Below are 22,104 nucleotides of genomic sequence, written 5' to 3'. Positions count from 1 at the left end.
ACCGGCCCATGAATCAGATGAACCGGACTGAACAGAAACTCGCCGAGCTGAACCAGCCCAAGCCCTGGTCCGGCGTCAACGCCTATCGTTCCGATCCGCTCGTGGTCGACATCACCTCGGGCATGAGCAAGACGCTGCGCGACGAGTTCGATGTGCTCGGCCGCTACGTCACCTCGCCGGAGGCGCAGGAACTGGCGCGCATGGCGAACGAAGGTCCGCCGAAGCTGAAGACCCACGGGCCGCGCGGCGAGCGTCTCGATGTCGTCGAGTTCCACCCGGCCTGGCATGCGCTGATGCGCCGCTCGATGTCCTCGGGCCTGCACGCGTCCGCCTGGGAAAATTTGCCAGACGAGCGCAACCAGTCGCATAAAGTCCGTGCGATCCGCTTCTATCTGACGGCGCAGCTCGAATGCGGCCATCTTTGCCCGCTGACCATGACCAGCGCGTCGCTGGCCGCGATCACCGCCTCGCCGGCGGTGCAGAAGGAGTGGGCACCGAAGATCCTGTCGCGCAAATACGATTCCACCAACCGTCCGTGGATGCAGAAGTCTGCCGTCACCGTCGGCATGGGCATGACCGAGAAGCAGGGCGGTACCGACGTGCGCGCCAACACCTCCACCGCCGAACGGGTGGGCGAGGGGATCTATCGGCTGAATGGCCACAAGTGGTTCATGTCGGCGCCGATGAGCGACGCTTTCGTCATGCTGGCGCAGACCCGCGAAGGCCTTGCCTGCTTCCTGGTGCCGCGTCTGCTGGAAGACGGCAGCGCCAACGGCCTGCGGTTCCAGCGGCTGAAGGACAAGCTCGGCAACCGTTCCAATGCGTCTTCCGAGGTCGAGTTCTCCGACACGTTCGGCTTCATCCTCGGCGCGCCGGATGCCGGCCTCCGCACGATCCTCGACATGGTAACGCTGACGCGGCTCGACTGTGCGCTTGCCTCCGCCGGCATGATGCGCGCTTCGCTTGCCGAAGCCGTGCATCATACGCGCGGCCGCAAGGTTTTCGGCAAGCCGCTCGTCAGCCAGCCGATGATGACGCGCGTGCTCGCCGACATGGCGCTCGACGTTGCTGCTGCAAGCGCGCTTTCGTTCCGCCTGGCCGAAGCCTTCGACAGGGCCCGAAGCAGTGCGGAAGACGCGGCCTATGCGCGGATCATGACGCCGGTTGCGAAATACTGGGCCTGCAAGATCGCGCCGGCACTGATCTATGAGGCGATGGAGTGCCTGGGCGGCAACGGCTATGTGGAAGAGCGTGCACTGGCGCGCCACTACCGCGAAGCGCCAGTGAACGCCATCTGGGAAGGCTCCGGCAACGTCATGGCGCTGGATGTGCTGCGGGTTCTCGCCAAGGGCAAGGACCTGTTCGAGCAGCTCTTCGTCGTGCTGGCGCGCGATCTCGGCCCGTCCGGCCGCAAGACCATCGACGTGCTGCGCGCGGCCATGTCGCTGTGCGAACGCGATGAGGGTGCAGCCCGCATGCTGGTCGAGCAATTGGCGCTCGCTGCAGCTGCCGCCGAACTCTACCGTCTCGGTGCCGGTCGCATTGCCGATGCGTTCCTGGAATCACGCCTGGCGGCCGGCTGGCGCTCGACCTACGGCATGCTCGATTCGCGCTTTGATTCCGCCTACATCCTCGACCTTCTCTATCCCCCTGCGGCGTAAGCCGTCAGGCACCCCGCGACGTTGTCAGTTGCTTGCGACGAAGGCGGTGAGAAGAAGGACGAGCGGGATCGTGAAGAACGAAACCACGGTCTGGACGGTGGCAACGGCCGCGTAGAGCTCGGCGTCGCCACCCATCTGTTTGGCGAGCAAATAGCCGTTCATCGCCGTCGGTACCGCCGCGCCAAGGGCGATAACGAGAAGCGCATCGCCACGAATGCCGAGCAGGTAGCTGGCGCTCACCATGAAGACCGGCATGACGATCAGCTTGAGGAAGACGGCAAGCAGCGCGACGGCGCTTGGTTTGAGCGCGTCCGACGCGCGTAACCCAGCGCCGACCATCACCAGCCCGAGACTGAGCGAGGCGCTCGCCAGCATCTCGATGGTGGCCATCAGCGGGCTGTAGATCTTCAGTCCGATCAGGTTGACGAAAATTCCGAGCACCGAAGACACGATGATCGGATTGGTGGCGATTCGCATGAAGAAGCGGCGAAAGTCACGGCTGCCGCCCGTGAACCAGACGAGCACGGCAATATTGTAGAGATTGGTCGGGATGATCAGGAGCGTCATCAAGAGCGCGGTCAGTGTCAGGCCGAGTTGCCCGTAGAGTTTGTGGGCGATCGCAAGCGCCATGAAGCCGTTCCACCGTGTCGCCGTCTGGAACGTCGACGTGAAGGACGCTGCGGAAACCTTGCGGTTTCTAAGCATGGGCCAAAGCAGGAGCACGAAAAGCGACATCAGGCTGACGCTGCCGATCGTGGCGATGGCCGTTGCGTCCGCCTGTAAGCCGGTGAAATTGGCCTCAGCCAGGGTCGAGAACAGGAGGGCAGGGAACAGGATGAAGTAGCCGAACTGTTCGAGCCCGAGCCAAAGGTTCTGGTCGACAAGCGTCGAGCGCTTGAGCCAGGCGCCGAGCAGGACCAGCAGGAAGACGGGGAGGATGCTTTCGAAGACGATAGTCATGGGGAGGGCCTGCGTGCGAGAGGCCTATCGCTACCGCAAATTTCTGCAAACCGGAATGTCTTGCCGCACGGGAAATGCGGGGAGGGGCTTATCCAGGCCCGATCGCTGGCGCGTCCCTGTGAAAATTAACCTTAACAAATGGTTTACGTTGCGCAGGCCCCCGCAAGGGCGGAGATTGAGCCGGCATTTTAATGGATTCCGTAGTGGAGCGGTTCGGTGAGAACTGGTCTTATGATCATCATGATGATGTTTTTTGCCGGACTGGCGCTAGATATCGCAGTTCCCGCGATGGTTCTTGTGGCCGTCGTGTTGGCAGACCGCGCGATTTACCCCGTCGTCTTTCGGCAGATCTCGGAAAGGGGAGCCGCATGAAGTGGTTTCTGATCCTTTGGGGCGGACCGGTCCTTCTGCTGACGGGCTGGTACAGTCTCTCGTACTACGACATGAGCTTCGGCTTTTTCATGCTGACGCGCCAAACCCATGATCTGGTATTCCAGATCTACGGCAACGTCCTCGGCATTCCGCCGGAATCGATCCCGCCGCTCGTCGCGCGCGCGATCGTCGTCGACAGCCTCATCGTTTTTGCCATTATCGGCTTTCGCAAGCGCCGCCAGATCGCGGCCTGGTATCGCCGCCGCTTCGGCGCCGCGGCCCCTCAGTCCGAGAGGCCGTCTCTCGCCAGCGACGCCAGCCTGTCGAGCGCGCCCTGAAGAATGAAGGATGCGGCCGCCGAATCGATGCGTTCGGCCCGCTTCTTTCGCGACACATCCATCTCGATCAGTACCCGCTCGGCCGCGACCGTCGACAGCCTTTCATCCCAGAAGATGAAGGGCAGGGGCGTCTTCTGCTCCATGTTGCGCACGAAGGCGCGGGTCGCCTGACAGCGCGGCCCTTCGGTGCCGTCCATGTTGACCGGCAGGCCGATGACGAAGGCCGCGATCTTTTCTTTGTTCGCTGCCGAGAGCAGCGCCTCCGCGTCCACGCCGAACTTGACCCGGCGGATTACCTCGCGCGGGGTCGCAAAGCGACGGCCGAGATCGGAGACCGAGAGGCCGATCGTTTTCGTGCCGAGGTCGAGACCCGCGATGGCCTGGTTCGGCTGTAGCTGGGCTGCGAGTTCTTCGATGGTGAGAATTGTCATGGGATTGTCGATTCGATCTTTGCGCGGAGAGTTGTCTGATCCATATGCTGTTGCGACAGACAAATCATCAGGGAGATCGTCATGAAGATCAAATGGCTCGGCCATGCCGCCTTTCACATCGAAACGGCAAAGTCCAAAATCCTGATCGACCCCTTCTTTACCGGCAATCCTGCCTTCCGCGACGAGGAGCGCCGGGACGCGACCGCCGGGCTCACCCACATTCTCCTGACCCATGGTCACGGCGACCATGTCGGCGACACCATTGCGATCGCCAAGGAGACGGGCGCAACGGTTGTTGCCAATGCCGATCTTGCCGCCTGGCTCGGCCGGCATGGCGTCAAGGCGCTGGAAATGGGCAACACCGGCGGTACGATCCAACTCGGCAGTTTCTCGACGACTTTTGTCAACGCGCTGCATTCGTCGGCGCAGCTGACCGAGGACGGCGTCTCGCACTCGCTCGGCAATGCCAACGGCCTGGTGCTGCATTTCGAGGACGAGCCTACGCTCTATCACATGGGCGACACGGACATCTTTTCCGACATGGCGCTGATCAACGAGCTACATCAGCCGGAGATCGGCATCGTGCCGATCGGTGATCGTTTCACCATGGGCGGGGCGGTTGCGGCACTCGCCTGCCAACGCTTCTTCTCGTTCTCGACGGCGATCCCCTGCCATTACGGCTCGTTCCCGATCATCGACCAGACGCCGGAAACCTTCGTTGCAGGCATGGAAAGTGCATCGACGAAGGTGGCGACGCCACAGGTCGGCGGCGTCGTCGCCATGTGATGTTGAGCCGGGCCTTTTGACGAGAGGTCCGGTCCTCCGGCAATTCCCCCGTTGCGTGGCTCGCCCTGCGCCATTATAGCGGGGGAAGTTCCAGTTACCGGAGACGATCATGTCCGTAGACCTTGCCACCGTGAAGCGCGTCGCGCGCCTTGCCCGTATCGCCGTCAGCGAAGAAGAAGCCGAACGGATGATGGGCGAGCTCAATGGCATCCTCGGTTTCGTCGAGCAGCTCTCCGAAGTGAATGTCGAAGGCGTCGAACCGATGACCTCGGTCACGCCGATGGATATGAAGAAGCGGACGGACACCGTGACGGACGGCAACAAGGCCGACGACATCGTTGCCAATGCGCCGAATTCCGATCGCAATTTCTTCCTCGTTCCGAAGGTGGTCGAGTAATCTCCCGCCAGCCGCCCCGACGTTTCTGATTGCGAAAGCCAGATTTTACCATGACCGACCTTACCAGCCTGACGATTGCCGAAGCCCGCGCCAAGCTCGCCGCCAAGGACATCACCGCCGTCGAACTGACCGACGCCTATCTCGGCGCGATCGATGCCGCCAATGAGGCGATCAACGCCTACATCGCCGTCACGCCCGAAAAGGCGCGCGAGATGGCCAAGGCCTCGGATGCGCGTATCGCCGCCGGCAAGGCCGGTGCGCTTGAAGGCATCCCGCTCGGCATCAAGGACCTCTTCGCCACCGAAGGCGTGCACACCCAGGCCTGCAGCCACATCCTCGACGGATTTGCGCCGCGCTACGAATCGACCGTGACCCAGAACCTGTGGAACGACGGCGCCGTCATGCTCGGCAAGCTGAACATGGACGAGTTCGCCATGGGCTCGTCGAACGAGACCTCCTACTACGGCGCGGTCAAGAACCCGTGGCGTGCCAAGGGCTCGAACCTCGATCTCGTACCCGGCGGCTCCTCGGGCGGCTCTGCAGCGGCCGTCGCCGCGCATCTCTGCGCTGGTGCGACCGCTACCGATACGGGCGGCTCGATCCGCCAACCTGCCGCCTTCACCGGCACCGTCGGCATCAAGCCGACCTATGGCCGTTGCTCGCGCTGGGGCACTGTCGCCTTCGCCTCGTCGCTCGACCAGGCCGGTCCGATCGCCCGTGACGTGCGCGACGCCGCAATCCTCCTGAAGTCGATGGCAAGCGTCGACGTGAAGGACACGACCTCGGTCGATCTGCCGGTGCCGGATTACGAAGCCGCGATCGGCCAGTCGATCAAGGGCATGAAGATCGGCATTCCGCGCGAATACCGCGTGGACGGCATGCCGGAAGAGATCGAAGCGCTGTGGCAGCAGGGCATCGCCTGGCTGAAGGAAGCCGGTGCCGAGATCGTCGACATCACCCTGCCGCATACGAAATACGCGCTGCCGGCCTACTACATCGTCGCTCCGGCCGAAGCCTCTTCGAACCTTGCCCGCTATGACGGCGTTCGCTACGGCCTGCGCGTCGATGGCAAAGACATCGTCGACATGTACGAAAAGACGCGCGCCGCCGGCTTCGGCCACGAAGTCAAGCGCCGCATCATGATCGGCACCTACGTGCTTTCGGCCGGCTACTACGACGCCTACTATCTGCAGGCACAGAAGGTGCGCACGCTGATCAAGCGCGACTTCGAACTGGCGTTCCACGCTGGCGTCGACGCCATTCTGACGCCGGCAACGCCGTCGTCCGCGTTCGGTATTGCCGACGAGGATCTCGCGTCCGATCCGGTGAAGATGTACCTCAACGACATCTTCACGGTGACGGTCAACATGGCCGGCCTCCCGGGCATCGCCGTTCCCGGTGGTCTCGACCACAAGGGCCTGCCGCTTGGTCTGCAGCTGATCGGCAAGCCGTTCGAGGAAGAGACGCTGTTCAAGACGGCGCATGTGATCGAACAGGCGGCCGGTCGCTTCACTCCCGCCAAGTGGTGGTAATCTCTTGAAGGGCGGCACCGACGGTGCCGCCCTTTCCACTTCTGCCACCTACTTCTGCTGCATTGATCGCCACTCTTGTCGCGGAAGGAGACCCGCGTCGTGCCCGTCATCCGCCATGCCCGCGCCGGCGACGTTGAACGGCTGGCCGACATCGGCCTTAGGGCCTGGCAATCGGCAATCGCGGGCCTTGCCGATGGCGAAAAGATGCGGCGCGTGGCCGAGGCCGCATTTCTCCGTTTTCTGTCCGATCACTGGCTTTCCGTTTTGCTCGTCGAAGGCGAAGGCGTCATCGGCGGATGGTGCGCGCGCGAGAACTTCGACAATGCGATCTCCGATCTGTGGATCGAGCCGCAGATCCAGGGCAGGGGCTTCGGCGGGCTGCTACTTGGCGAGATCGAACATCGCATTGCTGCGGATGGATTCGACGCCGTCACCACCAAGACACACGCGCGCAACGACCGCGCCGTGCGCTTCTTCCGCAATCACGGCTATGGCGTGAGCTGGCTGTCGACCGCCTATGCGCCACAACTCGACAGCGACGTTGCCTTCATCGGCCTGAGCAAATCCCTGGAGCAGACCCCGGGTCCCTGACACTCCGCCGCCCCATGCATGGCAGCCACGCGCAAAGCGGGCTGGCCTATTCACACCGCGTTCATTAGGCCCATGAAATATTATGGGGTATGACGTGGTGGTGGGGCACCGCAAGGGGGGCGCTTGTTGCAGATGCTGGATAAAACGGTTCCGCGACCGTTGGTTCTGAGACCTTTCCACCATTCGATTTGGCTTGTCGGGCTGGGCGTGATCGTCTTCACCGCCTGCGTGCTTGGCATCTTGAGCCGCCCGGTCGGCATGTTGGCCTCGATCTGGCCGGCAAATGCGATCCTGCTCGGCCTGCTGATCAGAAGACCGTCGCTTGCCAGCCCGGCTGGATGGTCGACGGCGGCACTGGCCTACGTACTTGCGGACCTGGTGACCGGTGCGGATTTCTATGAAGCCGCGGCGCTGAACACGGCGAACATGGTCGGCGTCGTCATCGGTTTCCTGCTCTATCGCCGCTTTTCGCCGGAGCACCGGCATCTGCGCCGGGCGCGCTCGGTGCTTTACATGTTCGCGGCATCCTCCCTGGCGGCGATGGGCGCCTCGCTCGTCGGAGCGGTTGCTGTTCACCTGTCGTTCGGCAAGCCCGTCACGGAAGCATTCGTCGCCTGGCTCACCACCGAGCTGGTCAATTATGTGGTTCTGCTCCCGGTCTTCCTGGCAGCGCCGCTTCCGGAAGACGGCTTGCGGTCCCGTGGCGCGCGAGTGGCGGCGTCGGTGGGCCCGGGTTCAGCGACTGCCTGGCCGTTCGTCTCCCTGGTTCTGTCCTGCGCTGCGGCGCTCTTCGTCGGCGGGCCGGGCGCTTTCGCTTTCCCGGTGCCGGCGCTCCTATGGTGCGCGCTCAGTTATGGTCTGTTTCCGGTGACGATCCTGACGGCGATCGTTTGCGTGTTGACGCAGATTGCCGTTGCCTCCGGCGCCCTGCATCTCGGCGTCAGCGGCGTTGCCGAGGAGACGCTCACCTCCACCCGGCTGGGAACGACCCTGCTTGCGCTTTGCCCGCTGGCGGTCGCCAGCGTCGATGCGGCACGGCGGGCGCTGATCGGCCGCCTGTCCCATGCGGTCGACTATGATTTCCTGACCCAATGCTTGGCGCGTGCGACCTTCATGTCGCGTGCCGCCGCGCTGATCGCAGCACCGGTCGCCCGAAAAGGCGGAACGGTGGTGATGATGCTCGACATCGACCGCTTCAAGGCGATCAACGACACCTATGGTCATGCCGTCGGCGATCAGGTGCTGATTTCCGTCGCCGGCGTCGTTCGCGCGGCACTGCGCGGTGACGATCTCATTGGTCGGCTTGGCGGCGAAGAGTTCGCCGTTGTGCTGGTTCGGCAATCTCCGACAGATGCTCTCAAGGTTGCCGAGCGGCTGCTCGAGGCCGTGCGGGCGCTTCATATCGATCTGGAGCAGGGCGGAAGCATCGCGGTCACCATCAGCATCGGCGCCGCCGGAGTCCTGACCCAAGACGCCGGTCTCGACGGTCTGCTCTTGGCGGCCGACCGTGCGCTCTATCAGGCGAAGGCCAAGGGCCGCGATCGCGTACAATGCGTGGTTCCGTCTGACGCAACGTGAAGTGCTTTCCGTTAAGTCAAGTGCGCATCCGACGCTACCGGGCATGCTGGCATGCCCGGTAGCGTTGGTGTTGCGCGTTTAGCGGTTGTTGAGTTCGGAGCGTACGAGCTGCAGCCCGCGTTCCGTGATTCGGTAGGGTTGTCCGCCTGACGATGAGATCGCCTTCTTCCGCTTCAATTTGCGGAAGAGTTCGAGGTCGAAGCCGGGATAGACCCAGCCGTCACGGGTGAAGCACCGGATTTCGGTGATCGCCTTTTCTTCGCGGATGATTTCGATACGACCGCCCTGGGCCAAATGATGAAGAATGCGCTGCTCTGCGCGCGAGATGTCCATTTCTGAATGTTCCGGAATAGCGTTCGGAAGAACGCAGGAAAACGTTCCGCAAATCTCTGGAAAAGCGGGGTGACGTTTTCGGCCCGTGCGCGCAATCAAGGGATTACGCGGACGGGCTTTACCGGGACTCAGGCGAAGACAGGAACATCAAAACTCCAAAATAACGGTTGCTTCCTAAAAGACCGCCGCTCGCGCGTCAAGACATCATTGCAACGCCAGGGTGCCGATGGCAGCCAGCGCCACTTGGAAAACGATGATCAGCGCAAGGCGCGTGCGAAAGGGTTCCTTGCGTGTCTTGTGCCGGAAGAGATGGCGCGCCGTCATCGCTCCCGGGCTGCCACCGAAAAAGGCGACCGTCAGCAGCGTCCGCTCGCTGATCCGCCGTTTACCGGACCGCGCCGCTCGCTTGTCGTACCAGAACAGCCCGAAGGCAGCCAAGTTGACGAGAATTGCGAACGCGAGCGGGGCAAAGGCGATGGACATGGCCGAAGTCTTGCCGATAGGCGCTAAACGGTGGTTAAGAGACGCCCGCTGTCTGCATGAGATTGCAGATGGCGCGTCTGATCCAGCCGAACAACTTGCACCGGCGGACCAATTGTTCTACCGAGAAACCAAGAATTCAGGCTTCAAAGAAGAGCATGATATGAGCATTGTCGACGTCCGCACCCCCGATCCGAAACGCTTCATCCCTGGCGCCACCGGCGACTGGGAAGTCATCATCGGCATGGAAGTCCATGCCCAGGTGCTTTCCAATTCGAAGCTGTTCTCGGGCGCATCGACGGAGTTCGGCAATGCGCCGAATGCGAACGTCTCGCTCGTCGATGCCGCCATGCCCGGAATGCTGCCTGTTATCAACGAGGAATGCGTGAAGCAGGCGGTGCGCACCGGTCTCGGTCTCAAGGCCGCGATCAACAATCGCTCGATCTTCGACCGCAAGAACTATTTCTATCCGGACCTGCCGCAGGGCTATCAGATCTCCCAGTTCAAGGATCCGATCGTCGGCGAAGGCAAGATCATCATTTCGGTCGGCCCGGACCGCCAGGGCCAGTTCGAGGATGTCGAGATCGGCATCGAGCGCCTGCATCTCGAACAGGATGCCGGCAAGTCGATGCACGACCAGCATCCGTCGATGTCCTATGTCGACCTTAACCGCTCGGGCGTTGCGCTGATGGAGATCGTCTCCAAGCCGGACATGCGCTCCTCGGATGAGGCGAAGGCCTATATGACGAAGCTGCGCTCGATCGTGCGCTACCTTGGCACCTGCGACGGCAACATGGACGAAGGCTCGATGCGCGCCGACGTCAACGTGTCCGTCCGTCGTCCGGGCGAGGGCTTCGGCACGCGCTGCGAGATCAAGAACGTCAACTCGATCCGCTTCATCGGCCAGGCAATCGAATACGAGGCACGCCGCCAGATCGGAATTCTCGAGGACGGTGGCAGCATCGACCAGGAAACCCGCCTGTTCGACCCGAACAAGGGCGAGACCCGCTCGATGCGCTCCAAGGAAGATGCGCACGACTACCGCTATTTCCCGGATCCGGACCTGCTGCCGCTCGAATTCGACGATGCATTCGTCGCGGCGCTGAAGGCCGATCTGCCGGAACTGCCCGACGACAAGAAGGAGCGCTTCGTGCGCGACCTCGGCCTCTCGGTCTATGACGCTTCGGTGCTCGTTTCCGAAAAGTCGATCGCCGACTATTTCGAGGCGGTGGCGGAAGGCCGCGATGGCAAGATTGCGGCCAACTGGGTCATCAACGACCTGCTCGGCGCCTTGAACAAAGCCGGCAAAGCCATTGAAGAGACTCCGGTTTCCCCGGTACAGCTCGGCGGCATCATCGACCTCATCAAGGCCGAGACCATCTCCGGCAAGATCGCCAAGGACCTCTTCGAGATCGTCTGGAACGAGGGCGGCGACCCGGCCGAGATCGTCGAAGCCCGCGGCATGAAGCAGGTGACCGACACCGGCGCCATCGAGAAGGCCGTCGACGAGATCATCGCCGCCAACCCGGATCAGGTCGCCAAGGTGCAGGCCAAGCCCTCGCTTGCCGGCTGGTTCGTCGGCCAGGTGATGAAGGCGACCGGCGGCAAGGCCAACCCGCAGGCCGTCCAGGCGCTGGTCAAGGCCAAGCTCGGCATCGAGGAATAAGCGATGTTCTTCGTGCGCACGGCAAGCGAGCGCGACCTGGAGAAGGTTCGTGCTCTGCTCATCGACACGTGGCACGCAACCTATGACACTTTCTATGGTGTCGAGAAGGTCAACGAACTGAACGAGCGCTGGCATTCGCTGCCGGCGCTCAAAGCCCGGCTCGCGCGCAAGAACGCCGAGTTCCTCGTTGCCGACGACGGAAGGCAGCTTGGTGGAATGGGCTATGCGGCGATGTCCGACACACAGGCCAAGACGGTGGTGCTGCACCAGCTCTATATCCTTCCGAAGTTCCAGCGCCAGGGCGTCGGCCGCGATATCTTCGCCGAGCTCGAGACCTGCTTTCCGGACGCCGAGCGCATGCGCGTCGAGGTCGAGCCGCAGAACCTGCACGCACTCACCTTCTATCGGGCGCATGGCTTTGCCGATGTGGGCGAGACCCCGGGCGACGACCCGTCCGGCCTGCCGGCCATCGTTCTGGAAAAGCCGCTTCTCGGCTAGGCGATCCGCCCGGTTGCCTGAAGCTTCGCATGCCGGTGGATAAGCTCTGGAGGCAACGGCGCCCGTCATCGCGCCGTTACCTTCAGGTGTTTGATCCGCTGCCGATGAACGATGTGAGCGGGGAACCATGGACGCGACCGAACTCTTGATCCGCAAGGCGGAGCGTAAGGACCTCGAAGCGATCGTTGCGCTCTTCGCCAATGATCCGCTCGGCGGCCACGGCGACACGACCGACGCTGAGGCCTTCGCGGACTACGCCGCCGCCTTCGACCGCATTGAAGCCTCGACGCTGCAGACGCTCTTCGTCGCGGTTCTCGAAGGGCAGGTCGTCGGCACCTTTCAAACCGCGCTGCACACGTCGCTGTCCGGGCGGGGAAGCTCCAGCCTGATCGTCGAAGCCGTCCAGACGCGCGCCGACATGCGCGGCCGTGGGATCGGCGAACGCATGATGCGCCATGCAATTGCTGAGGCGCGGGAGAAGGGGGCAAGGAAGGTGAGGCTCACGTCCAACGCCGTGCGCACCGATGCACATCGCTTCTATGAGCGCCTCGGCTTTGCGCGCAGCCATTTCGGCTTTCAACTACCGTTGAAATGACCGCCTTTACCTCGGAATCACTGGACAAGCCCTGAGCGGCGGGGCATAAGCGGGAACATTGTTTTGGTATCTGGCCGCCTTCCCAACGGCCGGTCAAGGACGGCATCCATGAAGCTCCTGCTGCAGATTTTCACCTGGTGGAACGAACAGACGATCGGAACGCGCTTTCACACCTGGCGCCACGGTCAACGGGTCGGTCAAGACGAACTCGGCAATGTCTACTACCAGGGCGGCAAGGACTCCGAAGGCCGCACCCGCCGCTGGGTGATCTACAACGGCTACGCCGAAGCTTCCGCCATTCCGGCCGGCTGGCACGGCTGGATGCATCACCGGACCGACGTTTCGCCGGCCGATGAAAAGTACACGCCGCGCGAATGGCAGAAGGCGCACCGCGCCAATCCGACCGGCACGGCCAACGCCTACCGCCCACAGGGCTCGATCGCTGCCACTGGCAAGCGCCCGCGCGTGACCGGCGACTACGACGCCTGGACGCCCGGCTCCTGAATAATCTGTTCTCAGTGACGACGACGGACCGCGGAATGGGTTCCTCGATCATGGCGCGGCCACAATTGACGGTTAGCGCCTGAAATCCATGACGAACAGGATACGCGGGAGACAGGCGACGATGGCAGGTTCTGATCTGCGCAAGGCAATCGGCCAAGGAGCACGGCGTTTGGGCTTGTCCCTGCTTGCCGCCTTGCCGCTGGTCGCATCTGCGGAAGCCGTTGACGCAGCCCGCCTTTCCAACGCCGTTGCCGTCTTCTCCGGCATCGACAAGATCACCGGCCGCATCACCACCTTTGACGTCTATATCGGCGAGACCGTACAGTTCGGTGCCCTCCAGGTCACGCCGCGCGTCTGCTATAGCCGTGACGATACGGAAGCGCAGAAGATCACCACCTTCGTCGAGGTCGAGGAAATCACGCTCGACCGCAAGATCCGCCGCATCTTTACCGGCTGGATGTTTGCCGACAGCCCGGGCCTGAATGCCGTCGAGCATCCGGTCTATGACGTCTGGCTGCAGTCCTGCAAGGCGACCTCGGACCTGCCGCCGCCGGATACTGCGCAGAAGCGCTGAGTGGCGGGGCATATCCCCATTTTTTAAAATCTGGCTTGGTTAGAAGGCGAGGTCGGGCGACGACATCGCGTTCGCGAGCAACACTTCGTATTCCGCCTTCGGCACGTCAACGGCGCCGAACGACTTTAGGTGTTCGGTGGTGAACTGTGTATCGAGCAGTTCGAAGCCGCGCGCCTTCAGTCGCTCGACCAGATGCACGAGGCAGATCTTCGAGGCGTCGGTGCGTCTGGAAAACATGCTTTCGCCGAAGAAGGCGGAGCCCAGCGAAACCCCGTAAAGCCCGCCGACCAATTGGTCGCCTTCCCAGGCTTCGACGCTGTGGGCATAGCCCATCGAGTGCAGTGTCGCGTAGAGCGTGCGGATCTTGTTGTTGATCCAGGTGGTCGGCCGGTCGGGAGCAGGAGCAGCGCAGCCGTCCATGACCGCTTCGAAGGCGGTGTTGAAGCGGATGTCGAAAGGCTTTCGGCGGATGGTCTTGGCGAGGCTGCGAGAGGTGTGGAAGCCTGCGAGCGGGATCACCCCGCGAATTTCCGGCTCGACCCAGAAGAGCTCGGGATCATCGGCCGAATCGGCCATCGGGAAGAGGCCGATCGAATAGGCGCGCAGCAGCATGTCCGGCGTAATATCGGGCTGCTTGCTGCGCGTCCCTTTCAATGTCTGGTCCTTACTCGGACGTGGCGGCCAGATGCTTTTCCAGCCAATGGATATCATAGTCGCCGTTGGCGATATCCTGATTATTGATCAGGTCCTGGAACAGCGGAAGCGTCGTCTTGATGCCGTCGATGACAAATTCGTCAAGCACGCGGCGCAGGCGCATCATGCATTCGACGCGGGTACGGCCATGCACGATCAGCTTGCCGATCAGGCTGTCGTAGTAAGGCGGGATCCGGTAGCCCTGATAGGCACCCGAATCGACGCGCACGCCAAGACCGCCCGGCGCGTGGAAATGCGTGATCGTGCCCGGGGAGGGGACGAAGGTGCGCGGGTCTTCGGCATTGATGCGGCACTCGATCGCGTGGCCGGAAAACACGATGTCTTCCTGCTGGACAGAGAGACCACCGCCGGAGGCGACGCGGATCTGCTCGTGCACGAGGTCGATGCCGGTGATCGCTTCGGTGATCGGATGCTCGACCTGAAGACGGGTGTTCATTTCGATGAAATAGAACTCGCCGTTCTCGTAGAGGAACTCGACCGTGCCGGCGCCGCGATACTTCAGCTTCTTCATGGCGTCGGCGCAGATCTGGCCGATCTTCATGCGCTGGTCGACGTTGAGGGCCGGCGAATTCGCCTCTTCCCAGACCTTCTGGTGACGGCGCTGAAGCGAGCAATCGCGTTCGCCGAGGTGCACCGCATTGCCGGCGCCGTCGCCGACGACCTGGATTTCGATGTGACGCGGCTTGGAGAGGTACTTCTCCATGTAGACGGCGTCGTTGCCGAAAGCGGCAAGCGCTTCGGTGCGGGCCGTCGCAACGGCTTCCTCGAGGTCCGCCTCGCTGCGGGCGACCTTCATGCCGCGGCCGCCGCCGCCGGCGGTCGCCTTGATCAGGACCGGGAAACCGATCTTGCGGGCGACTTCGAGCGCGTTCTCCGGCTTCACTTCGCCGTCGGAACCCGGAACGACCGGGATGCCAAGTTCCTGCGCCGTCTGCTTGGCGGTGATCTTGTCACCCATGATGCGGATATGTTCCGCCGTCGGGCCGATGAAGGTGATGTCGTGCGCTTCGAGGATTTCGGCGAACTTGGCGTTTTCCGACAGGAAGCCGTAGCCCGGATGCACGGCGTCGGCACCGGTGATTTCGCAGGCGGCGACGATCTGGTGAATGTTCAGATAGCTATCGCGCGAGGGCGGCGGGCCGATGCAGACGCTCTCGTCGGCGAGGCGCACATGCATGGCGTCGGCGTCGGCCGTGGAATGGACGGCGACCGTGGCGATGCCGAGTTCCTTGCAGGCACGAAGCACGCGAAGGGCGATTTCGCCGCGATTGGCAATGAGAATTTTCGAGATCATCGCCGCGCCGCCTTATTCGATTACGATCAGCGGTTCGCCATATTCGACGGGGGCTGCGTCCTGGACGAAGATTTCGGTGACCTTGCCCGAGCGCGGAGCCGGGATCTGGTTCATCGTCTTCATCGCTTCGATGATGAGGATCGTCTGGCCTTCCTTGACCGTGGCACCGACCTCAACGAAGGGGCGGGCTCCCGGTGCGGGGGACAGGTAGGCAGTGCCGACCATCGGCGCGGTCACGGCATTCTTCGATGCGCGGGCGCTCTCGGCGGCGGGAGCGGCAACGGCGTTTGCCGGGGCGGCCGCTGCGGCGGGCATCTGGTAAGCCGGCATCTGCGGCATGGCCATCGGCATCGCAACCGGCGTGCCGTTGCGCGAAACGCGAATGCGCAGGTCGTCCTGCTCGACTTCGATCTCGGTCAGATCGGTGTCCTTGAGAATGTTGGCGAGATCGCGGATCAGCGCCTGGTCGATACCTGGTTTCTTGTCAGCCATGGAATATGAGCCTCTTGTGTTCTTTTTATTTCGACGGATTTGTCAGGTTCTTTAGCGCATGCAGCGCAAGAATGTAACTCTGTGCGCCGAAGCCGCAGATGACGCCCTTGACGGCGGGTGCGATCATCGACTTGTGGCGGAACTCCTCGCGCGCATGGATGTTCGAGAGGTGCAGTTCGACGACCGGAATGCCGATGGCGCGGATGGCATCGTGAAGTGCGATCGACGTGTGGCCATAGGCAGCCGGGTTGATTGCAACGCCCGCGGCGACGTTGCCGGCCTCGTGCAGCCAATCGACCAGCGTTCCCTCATGGTTCGACTGGCGGAAATCGACGTCGAAGCCGAGCGCCTTGCCTTCCGCCTTGCACATGGCCTCGATGTCGGCCAGCGTCTGGCCGCCATAAATACCCGGTTCGCGCTTGCCCAGCGCATTCAGGTTGGGGCCGTTCAGCACGAAAATGGTCGATGGCATAAGGGATTCCGGTCCGGTCATGGAGGGTTACCTATAGACTGATGGTCCCGCGAGGAAAAGCCCTTTGGGCCCCCGCGGGATTTGTCCACAGTCATGGGAAGGTTTGTCAGCAGGCGGTCTTGCCGCATTCGCGCATATTGGCGACCTTGCCTTCGATCTCCTCGGCGCCGACGGCTCCGAAGACCGCTTCGTTGCCGATGACGTAGGAAGGCGTTCCGGTGATGCCGAGGTCGTTGGCAAGGCTGTAGGCCTCGCGCACGGCCGCGTCATGCGGCTCCTTTTCCATCTTGGCACGCAGGTCCTTTTCCGACACGCCGAGCTTGGCGGCAACCGCAAGCGCCGTCTCCTCCGTGGCGCGGTCCTCGCCGCCGAGCAGTGCCCGGTGGAAGTCGCCGTACTTTTCCGGAGCGACCAGGCGGAAGGCGGCGCTCACCTTGTGGGCGGCCAGCGAATCTGGGCCGAGGATCGGCAGTTCCTTCAGCACGAAGCGCACGTTCTTGTCCTTGGCGAGGATGTCGTCCATGTCGGAAAGCGCGCGTTTGCAGTAGCCGCAATTGTAGTCGTAGAACTCGACGACGGTGACGTCGCCCTTGGGGTTGCCGAGCACCATGTCGTAGTCGGAATTGAAGATCGCCTTCTTGTTTTCGGTGATCGCGCCTTCCGCCGCTTCCTGCTGCTTGGCGCGCTGCTTCGTCGTCAGCGCCTCTTGTACCTCGAGCATGATCTCCGGATTGGCGATCAGGTATTCCTTGATGAAGGCGCCGATCTCTTCCTTCTGCTTCGCGTCGAGCGCGAATGCGTTCTGGGGCAGGCTGACCCCGGCCACGAGCGCTGCGAGCGTCCCGGCGGCAATCATCTTGGTGCTGAAGTTCATTTCTACCTCGTTGTCCTTGCGTATCCCGTGTGCCGTCCATCGCGTGTCGCCGGGTCAACCGGCTGTTCTGAATGACAACAGGATTCCTCGTATCCGCAATATGCCGGCAGCATAGGGTGGGTGCTGCGGAAACGAAACGGCAAAATCGGCGGAAATACGGCACTCGCGGACTTGTGAAGGTCATTTTCATCGGGCAAAGGGCTGGAGAACAGCCGCATATCGAGGATTTTCCGTTGGTAGATTTGTCAAAACGCAGTGCCGTCGAACCTTTCCATGCGATGGACGTCCTGGCGGAGGCGACCCGCCGCCGCGATGCCGGCCACCCGGTGATCTCGATGGCGGTCGGGCAGCCTGCCCACCCGGCGCCCAAGGCAGCGCTCGACGCTGCGCGCAAGGCGCTTGAGCATGGCAGGCTCGGCTATACCGACGCGCTCGGCACCTTGTCGCTGCGCACAGCGATCGCCCGGCACTATGAAAAGCGCCACGGCATCACGCTCGATCCGCAGCGGGTGGCCGTCACCACCGGCTCATCCGCCGGCTTCAATCTTGCCTTCCTGGCTCTCTTCGATCCCGGCGACTGTGTTGCCATTGCGCGGCCGGGCTACCCAGCCTACCGCAACATCCTCGCAGCCCTCGGCCTGACGGTCGTCGAGGTCGAGGCCAATGCCGAGACCGGCTTCACTCTGACGCCTGAAAGTCTTTCGCGTGCCGCTGCGAAATTAGGCCGTCCTTTGAAGGGCGTGCTTTTGGCGAGCCCGGCCAATCCCACCGGCACAGTGACGGGCAGGGCGGGCCTCAAGGCGCTGGCTGACTATTGCCGGGCCGAATCGATCGCCTTCATCTCCGACGAGATCTATCACGGGCTGACCTTTGCCGGCGAAGAGGCAAGCGCGCTGGAGGTGACCGACGAGGTGATCGTCATCAACTCCTTCTCGAAATACTACTGCATGACCGGCTGGCGGATTGGTTGGATGGTGCTGCCGGCCGACAAGGTGCGCGGTTTCGAGCGCATCGCCCAGAGCCTCTACATCTCGCCGCCCGAGCTCTCGCAGATTGCGGCAGAGGCAGCACTCGACGCGCAAGGGGAACTCGACCGTTACAAGGCCGCCTATGCCGCCAACCGGGACATGCTGATGAAGCGCTTGCCGGAGATCGGCTTCGCGATCGCCTCGCCGATGGACGGCGCCTTCTACGCCTACGTGGATGTCACGCGCTTCACCAATGACAGCATGGCCTTTGCCAAGCGGATGCTCGCCGAGATCAATGTCGCGGCGACCCCGGGATTCGACTTCGATCCGCTGGAAGGGCACCGCACGATGCGCTTCTCCTATGCTGGCGCCGAGGCCGACATGGTCGAGGCGATGGACAGGATCGGACGCTGGCTGGCGTGACCGCCTGAGCGAACGGGCAGGGGCAAGGCCCCTTCTGTCATCCGTCTAAAGGAAAAGGCCCGGATCGCTCCGGGCCTTTCGTATTTTCAGAGTTTGGCGCTTGCAGCGCGGCTTAGAAGAAGCCGCGGCGCTGCCACCAGCCACCCTTTTTCGGCTTGGCCGGCTCTTCCTCTTCGGGCTTCGTCGCGCTCGACGTTACCACCGGTTCGGAAGCGATCTTCGAGAGGTCGCGGTTGGCGCGCACCGGCTTGGTCTCGGCAAGGTCGGCGGCAGCCTCTTCCACCGCTTCGACGGCCGGGTCGGCAACGGCGGGCTGGTCTTCGATCGCTGCCTGGGCAACTTCGTCGACGCTGACTGCCGGCTCTTCAGCCTTGACGGCCTTCTTGCGGGTGCGCTTCGGCTTGGCAGGCTTTGCGTCCGCCACCTCGACTTCTTCGGCAACCACAGCCGTTTCCTCGACGGCGACAGCCACTTCGACCTCGGCTGCAGCGGCCGGTGCCTCTACGGCTTCGGCTTCATCTGCGCCGGCTTCCGCATCGGCATCGGCTTCGAGCTGGCCTTCACCTTCGCCTTCCGGACGGTTGCGGCGGCCGCCACGCTTGCCGCGGCGGCGGCGCTTGCGCTTCTGATCGCCATCGGCGGCCGCGGCGTCTGCATCGACGCCCTCGTCATCGCCTTCGTCCTCATCGGAACCGTCATCAGCATCGCCTGCCGATTCGGAAACCTGGAGGGCGCCGCCTTCGGCCTGCTGGCCACCCTTGCCGCGACGGCGGCGACGGCGCTTGCGCTTGCGTCCATTCTGATCGTCGGACTGGGCAGCAGCCTTAGGCTGTTCCTGGCGCTGTTCGCCGGAGACTTCTTCTGCTTCTTCCTCGTCGAGATCCTCTTCGATCACGACGTCGTCTTCTTCCTCTTCCGGCTCGAAGTGCAGCAGTTGTTCGATCTTCACCGGGTTCTCGACCGGCTCGCCGCGATCGATCGCGAAGTGCTGTGCGCCGACATGGGCATCAGCCTCGATGATGATCGAGACGCCGAAGCGGGCTTCGTAGTCCATGATCGTGCCGCGCTTCTGGTTGAGCAGGTAGAGCGCGATATCCGGGATGGTGCGCACGGTGATGTCGTGCGTCGTGTTCTTGAGCAGATGTTCCTCGATGCCGCGCAGCACGTGCAGGGCGACGGAGGACTGCGAGCGAACATGACCCGTGCCGTTGCAGTGCGGGCAGGTCTGCATCGTCGATTCGAGCACCGAGGCGCGAATGCGCTGGCGCGACATTTCGAGCAGGCCGAAATGCGAGATGCGGCCGACCTGGATGCGGGCGCGATCGTTCTTCAGGCAATCCTTCAGACGCTTCTCGACCGAGCGGTTGTTCCGCTTTTCTTCCATGTCTATGAAGTCGATGACGACGAGGCCGGCAAGGTCGCGCAGACGCAACTGGCGCGCCACTTCTTCGGCAGCTTCCAGGTTCGTTTGGAGTGCGGTGTCTTCGATCGAGTGCTCGCGCGTCGAACGGCCGGAGTTGACGTCGATCGAAACCAACGCTTCGGTCTGGTTGATGATGATGTAGCCGCCGGACTTCAGCGTTACCTGCGGCTGCAGCATGCGGTCGAGCTGCGCTTCGATGCCGGAGCGCGAGAAGATCGGATGCACGTCGCGGTAAGGCTGAACCACCTTGGCGTGGCTCGGCATCAGCATCTTCATGAAGCCCTTGGCTTCCTTGTAGCCTTCCTCACCCGAAACGATGATCTCGCTGATGTCCTTGTTGTAGAGATCGCGGATCGAGCGCTTGATCAGGCTGCCTTCCTCATAGACGAGGCAGGGGGCCGTGGAGTTCAGCGTCAGCGTGCGGACGTTTTCCCACAGGCGCATCAGATATTCGAAGTCGCGCTTGATCTCGACCTTGGTGCGGTTGGCACCGGCGGTGCGCAGGATCACGCCCATGCCCTGCGGCACTTCGAGGCCGCGGGCGATTTCCTTCAGGCGCTTGCGGTCCTGCAGGTTGGTGATCTTGCGGGAGATGCCGCCGCCGCGTGCGGTGTTCGGCATCAGCACCGAGTAACGGCCGGCGAGCGACAGATAGGTCGTCAGTGCCGCGCCCTTGTTGCCGCGCTCTTCCTTGGCGACCTGAACGAGCAGGATCTGGCGGCGCTTGATGACTTCCTGGATGCGGTACTGCTTGCGCGGCTTGCGAACCTGGCGGTCCGGCACCTCTTCCATGGCGTCTTCGGCGCCGACGGATTCGATGATTTCCTTTTCGCCGTCGTGGCTGTCGTCGTCATCATCGTCGTCGTCATGGCGACGACGGCTGTCGACATCCTCGGAAATGGCATCGGTATCGACCATGGCAGCCATCTCGCCGCCATTGCTCTCGTCGCCATCGGCCGACGCGGCAGCGGCTTCTTCCGCAGCCTTGGCCTTGGTTTTGCGGGTGCGCTTCGGCTTCGCCTTCGGCTTTTCGGCCGGGGCTTCCTCTTCGACGACCGGTGCGGCGTCAGCGACGGCTACGACCGGCTCGGCTTCAGCTTCCGTGACGATTTCGAGATCCACGGGAACGGAGAGTTCGCTTGCCGGGGCAGGGGCGGTCTCGACATGCTCGATGTCGTCGTCGCGCCGCGCTTCTTCGGCTTCGGCCTTCAAGAGCGCCTGACGGTCGGCGAGCGGGATCTGGTAGTAGTCGGGGTGGATTTCGGCGAAAGCCAGGAACCCGTGGCGGTTGCCGCCGTAATCGACGAAGGCGGCCTGGAGCGAGGGCTCCACCCGGGTGACCTTCGCCAAGTAGATATTGCCGCGGATCTGCTTCTTGTGTTCGGACTCGAAGTCGAACTCTTCTATGCGGTTCCCGCGAACGACAACGACGCGCGTCTCTTCTGAATGAGACGCATCGATAAGCATTTTCTCTGCCATCTAAGCTGTGCTCCTCGGCGCGCCAGCGGAACGGGAGACAGACCTGCTTCCTTAGGAAGACTGCCAAACACGTCGGAAGGTGCGCCGGATATGAAAGTTCCTGTTTGGCGCAGGCGATGGTGCAGCAGCCAGACGACAGCCGGAACATGTGTGTCCCGGGGCCGCGCTACTTCTGACCGATACTGCTGAGTCAACATCAATGACCAAACAAGAATGCCAATGTCTAAGGTCTCATGAAGACCCGATGAATGCGCCCGCTTGCGGGCGTCGGTGAAAAATCACCATCAAGAACTCCGGCCACCGCCGGAAATTTGCGATCCAGTGTACGGGGAGGAAATGCAGCGACGGCGGATGAACATCTTGCGACCGCGGAAATGCGATAAGTTAACCGGTCAATCCGGTTCGACCGCACCCTGGCGCCAAGCTTTGGAGAAGCTCCGGCTGCCCGGTCGACTGTTCTATCCCGTCAACACTTTCTCCTTGTGACGCTTTTATGTTTTCTATGTCACATTGGCAAGGGAAAAGCCCGTGCCGCCACAATAATGATCGATTCGCTTGTCCACGTGGAGTAGGTCGATAAACGGTAAATCGATTGTCCCCGCTGCCCGGGGAAGATGATCATTGTCAAGCATTGGTTAACCATAAGGGTTCATTGATCAACCTGTACGT

General features: G+C 62.5%; 24 protein-coding genes. 14 read left to right on the top strand and 10 right to left on the bottom strand.

Annotated elements, in window-relative coordinates; all coding sequences use genetic code 11:
- The first annotated feature begins 8 nt into the window (after window positions 1-8).
- Window positions 9-1,661, top strand: a complete 1,653-nt coding sequence (locus tag M2267_RS14505) for an acyl-CoA dehydrogenase family protein (protein ID WP_429115143.1) — start codon at window positions 9-11, stop codon at window positions 1,659-1,661.
- 24 nt (window positions 1,662-1,685) lie between these two features.
- On the opposite strand, the gene M2267_RS14500 is transcribed toward M2267_RS14505, so the two are convergent.
- Window positions 1,686-2,621, bottom strand: a complete 936-nt coding sequence (locus M2267_RS14500; RefSeq protein WP_429115142.1) for an AEC family transporter — start codon at window positions 2,619-2,621, stop codon at window positions 1,686-1,688.
- A gap of 231 nt (window positions 2,622-2,852) precedes the next feature.
- On the opposite strand from M2267_RS14500, the gene M2267_RS14495 reads away from it, so the two are divergent.
- Together M2267_RS14495 and M2267_RS14490 are read left to right on the top strand one after the other, a co-directional pair.
- Window positions 2,853-2,993 (top strand): hypothetical protein, encoded by a 141-nt coding sequence (locus M2267_RS14495; protein ID WP_089045732.1) that lies wholly within the window; start codon window positions 2,853-2,855, stop codon window positions 2,991-2,993.
- Window positions 2,990-3,331, top strand: coding sequence for a DUF6105 family protein (locus M2267_RS14490; RefSeq protein WP_043614112.1), 342 nt, complete (start codon window positions 2,990-2,992; stop codon window positions 3,329-3,331). Before M2267_RS14495 ends, M2267_RS14490 begins: the two co-directional genes overlap by 4 nt.
- On the opposite strand, the gene ruvX is transcribed toward M2267_RS14490, so the two are convergent.
- Window positions 3,277-3,762 (bottom strand): Holliday junction resolvase RuvX, encoded by a 486-nt coding sequence (gene ruvX / locus M2267_RS14485; protein ID WP_429115141.1) that lies wholly within the window; start codon window positions 3,760-3,762, stop codon window positions 3,277-3,279. The two genes, M2267_RS14490 and ruvX, sit on opposite strands and share 55 nt — an antisense overlap.
- An 81-nt stretch (window positions 3,763-3,843) precedes the next feature.
- Here ruvX and M2267_RS14480 point away from each other — a divergent pair, with 81 nt between their 5' ends.
- The 5 genes from M2267_RS14480 (at window position 3,844) to M2267_RS14460 (ending at window position 8,646) form a co-directional block, all read left to right on the top strand.
- Window positions 3,844-4,548: a metal-dependent hydrolase gene (locus tag M2267_RS14480; protein WP_429115140.1), complete on the top strand. Its 705-nt coding sequence runs from the start codon at window positions 3,844-3,846 to the stop codon at window positions 4,546-4,548.
- Between the two features lie 109 nt (window positions 4,549-4,657).
- Window positions 4,658-4,945 (top strand): Asp-tRNA(Asn)/Glu-tRNA(Gln) amidotransferase subunit GatC, encoded by a 288-nt coding sequence (gene gatC, locus M2267_RS14475; protein WP_043614118.1) that lies wholly within the window; start codon window positions 4,658-4,660, stop codon window positions 4,943-4,945.
- A gap of 50 nt (window positions 4,946-4,995) precedes the next feature.
- On the top strand, window positions 4,996-6,477 hold the full coding sequence (gene gatA, locus M2267_RS14470; RefSeq protein WP_429115139.1) for an Asp-tRNA(Asn)/Glu-tRNA(Gln) amidotransferase subunit GatA: 1,482 nt from the start codon (window positions 4,996-4,998) through the stop codon (window positions 6,475-6,477).
- A gap of 99 nt (window positions 6,478-6,576) precedes the next feature.
- Entirely contained in the window at window positions 6,577-7,068 is a 492-nt protein-coding gene (locus tag M2267_RS14465; RefSeq protein WP_429115138.1) for a GNAT family N-acetyltransferase, read from the top strand.
- Between the two features lie 132 nt (window positions 7,069-7,200).
- On the top strand, window positions 7,201-8,646 hold the full coding sequence (locus tag M2267_RS14460; RefSeq protein ID WP_429115137.1) for a diguanylate cyclase: 1,446 nt from the start codon (window positions 7,201-7,203) through the stop codon (window positions 8,644-8,646).
- Between the two features lie 78 nt (window positions 8,647-8,724).
- On the opposite strand, the gene M2267_RS14455 is transcribed toward M2267_RS14460, so the two are convergent.
- Window positions 8,725-8,979, bottom strand: a complete 255-nt coding sequence (locus M2267_RS14455) for a YjhX family toxin (protein ID WP_043614127.1) — start codon at window positions 8,977-8,979, stop codon at window positions 8,725-8,727.
- Window positions 8,980-9,183: 204 nt separating this feature from the next.
- Window positions 9,184-9,462 (bottom strand): DUF1294 domain-containing protein, encoded by a 279-nt coding sequence (locus M2267_RS14450; protein ID WP_429115136.1) that lies wholly within the window; start codon window positions 9,460-9,462, stop codon window positions 9,184-9,186.
- A gap of 160 nt (window positions 9,463-9,622) precedes the next feature.
- On the opposite strand from M2267_RS14450, the gene gatB reads away from it, so the two are divergent.
- From gatB to M2267_RS14425, 5 genes are all read left to right on the top strand, one after another.
- Window positions 9,623-11,125 (top strand): Asp-tRNA(Asn)/Glu-tRNA(Gln) amidotransferase subunit GatB, encoded by a 1,503-nt coding sequence (gene gatB, locus M2267_RS14445; protein WP_429115135.1) that lies wholly within the window; start codon window positions 9,623-9,625, stop codon window positions 11,123-11,125.
- Between the two features lie 3 nt (window positions 11,126-11,128).
- Window positions 11,129-11,623: an N-acetyltransferase family protein gene (locus M2267_RS14440; RefSeq protein ID WP_429115134.1), complete on the top strand. Its 495-nt coding sequence runs from the start codon at window positions 11,129-11,131 to the stop codon at window positions 11,621-11,623.
- A gap of 127 nt (window positions 11,624-11,750) precedes the next feature.
- Window positions 11,751-12,218, top strand: a complete 468-nt coding sequence (locus M2267_RS14435) for an N-acetyltransferase family protein (protein WP_429115133.1) — start codon at window positions 11,751-11,753, stop codon at window positions 12,216-12,218.
- A gap of 108 nt (window positions 12,219-12,326) precedes the next feature.
- The gene (locus M2267_RS14430) at window positions 12,327-12,722 is read left to right on the top strand and encodes an NADH:ubiquinone oxidoreductase subunit NDUFA12 (RefSeq protein WP_043614139.1); all 396 of its coding nucleotides are present in this window, start codon (window positions 12,327-12,329) and stop codon (window positions 12,720-12,722) included.
- Window positions 12,723-12,843: 121 nt separating this feature from the next.
- Window positions 12,844-13,296 (top strand): DUF2155 domain-containing protein, encoded by a 453-nt coding sequence (locus M2267_RS14425; RefSeq protein WP_043614142.1) that lies wholly within the window; start codon window positions 12,844-12,846, stop codon window positions 13,294-13,296.
- Window positions 13,297-13,335: 39 nt separating this feature from the next.
- On the opposite strand, the gene aat is transcribed toward M2267_RS14425, so the two are convergent.
- The 5 genes from aat to M2267_RS14400 all read right to left on the bottom strand — a co-directional run bounded on the left by aat (window position 13,336) and on the right by M2267_RS14400 (window position 17,142).
- Window positions 13,336-13,950, bottom strand: a complete 615-nt coding sequence (gene aat, locus M2267_RS14420) for a leucyl/phenylalanyl-tRNA--protein transferase (protein ID WP_043614144.1) — start codon at window positions 13,948-13,950, stop codon at window positions 13,336-13,338.
- Window positions 13,951-13,960: 10 nt separating this feature from the next.
- Window positions 13,961-15,304 carry an acetyl-CoA carboxylase biotin carboxylase subunit gene (gene accC / locus M2267_RS14415; RefSeq protein WP_043614147.1) on the bottom strand — a complete coding sequence of 448 codons (1,344 nt, stop codon included), beginning with the start codon at window positions 15,302-15,304 and terminating at the stop codon, window positions 13,961-13,963.
- Between the two features lie 12 nt (window positions 15,305-15,316).
- Window positions 15,317-15,796, bottom strand: coding sequence for an acetyl-CoA carboxylase biotin carboxyl carrier protein (accB, locus tag M2267_RS14410; RefSeq protein WP_043614150.1), 480 nt, complete (start codon window positions 15,794-15,796; stop codon window positions 15,317-15,319).
- 25 nt (window positions 15,797-15,821) lie between these two features.
- Window positions 15,822-16,268, bottom strand: a complete 447-nt coding sequence (aroQ, locus tag M2267_RS14405; protein ID WP_043614153.1) for a type II 3-dehydroquinate dehydratase — start codon at window positions 16,266-16,268, stop codon at window positions 15,822-15,824.
- 106 nt (window positions 16,269-16,374) lie between these two features.
- Window positions 16,375-17,142 (bottom strand): DsbA family protein, encoded by a 768-nt coding sequence (locus M2267_RS14400; protein WP_043614156.1) that lies wholly within the window; start codon window positions 17,140-17,142, stop codon window positions 16,375-16,377.
- Between the two features lie 233 nt (window positions 17,143-17,375).
- On the opposite strand from M2267_RS14400, the gene M2267_RS14395 reads away from it, so the two are divergent.
- On the top strand, window positions 17,376-18,533 hold the full coding sequence (locus M2267_RS14395; protein WP_429115132.1) for a pyridoxal phosphate-dependent aminotransferase: 1,158 nt from the start codon (window positions 17,376-17,378) through the stop codon (window positions 18,531-18,533).
- Between the two features lie 112 nt (window positions 18,534-18,645).
- Here M2267_RS14395 and M2267_RS14390 read toward each other — a convergent pair whose 3' ends face one another.
- On the bottom strand, window positions 18,646-21,435 hold the full coding sequence (locus M2267_RS14390) for an Rne/Rng family ribonuclease (protein ID WP_429115131.1): 2,790 nt from the start codon (window positions 21,433-21,435) through the stop codon (window positions 18,646-18,648).
- Window positions 21,436-22,104 lie beyond the last annotated feature (669 nt).

Source organism: Ensifer sp. KUDG1 (genome assembly GCF_050434285.1).
Lineage (GTDB): Bacteria > Pseudomonadota > Alphaproteobacteria > Rhizobiales > Rhizobiaceae > Ensifer.
This window is presented reverse-complemented; position numbering and strand designations above follow the sequence as displayed.